The sequence below is a fragment of the Streptomyces sp. NPDC021356 genome (assembly GCF_040641015.1).
GTDB lineage: Bacteria > Actinomycetota > Actinomycetes > Streptomycetales > Streptomycetaceae > Streptomyces.
Map to the genome: position 1 here is coordinate 1 of NZ_JBFACU010000110.1, position 1,051 is coordinate 1,051.

The 1,051-nt window shown below is 70.6% G+C and carries 1 protein-coding gene; it reads right to left on the bottom strand.

Translation table 11 applies throughout. The features are described from left to right. Window positions 1-981 (bottom strand): IS701 family transposase (locus tag AB0G56_RS42200; RefSeq protein WP_360981686.1); only part of this gene is annotated, 981 nt, incomplete at its 3' end. Window positions 982-1,051 lie beyond the last annotated feature (70 nt).

The following is a 1,051-nucleotide window of genomic DNA, read 5'->3' on the forward strand; positions in this document are numbered from 1 at the left end:
CTCGGGCAGTTCCGGATCGTCGACGGTCCTGCGGATGCCGCGTCCGGCCGGGCGGATCCGCAGAGCGACGAACCGCGAGTACATGCGCTTGAAGCCACTGCGACCCGGTCCCGGCCGGGAGCCTTCCCGCCAGGACACCGGCCGGGCCGCCGCCTTTCCAGCAGCGATGACCAGGTCCTTCATGGTCCGGGCGGGCTCGGGGTACTGCATCTTGGGCGGGCGCCCGGTGCCCGCGTAGGCGGGCTGGACGGGCCGGGCCCGGGCCGGGTGGGCGGTGTGGCGGCCGCAGATGCCGACCGCGTAGGACAGGTCCCGTTCCTCCAGCCCGTGACGGAAGGCGGCGGCATCGCCGTAACCGGCGTCCGCGACCACCAGCGGAACATCAACGCCCCACGACCGTGTCTCGTCGATCATGTCCAGGGCCAGCTGCCACTTCTCCACATGCCCCACCTGGGCGGGAACACCGCAGCGGGTGCGGCGGGCGACCTTGTCCGCATCCGCCTGCGGGGAGGCCGGGTCCCAGGATGCGGGCAGGAACAGCCGCCAGTCGATCGCGGCCGAGGCACGGTCAGTGGCCAGGTGCACCGAAACGCCGACCTGGCAGTTGGTGACCTTGCCCGCGGTGCCGGTGTACTGCCGGGCCACACACGCCGAGGCATCCCCGTCCTTCAGGAAGCCGGTGTCGTCGATGATCAGTGCTTCCGGGCCGATCGCCTCGTGCATCCGCCAGGCCAGCCGGGCCCGCACATGCGCCGGATCCCACGGACTGGAGGTGATGAAGTGCGCCAGCGCCTGCCGGTTGCCGTCCTCGCCGAGACGGGCCGCCATCGGCTCCACCGACTTGCGCCGCCCGTCCAGCAGCAGCCCCCGCACATATGTCTGCCCCCACCGCCGCTGATCCGCACGGAAGAAACCGTCGAACAACTCCGCCGCGAACGCCTCCAGGTCCTCCCGGACCCCGGCCAACTCCTCAGGTGTCACACCAGGACAACGACACCAACCAGCTAACAGACACGCCACCCACGAACAAACCTGACCAAGCCCTACTAGG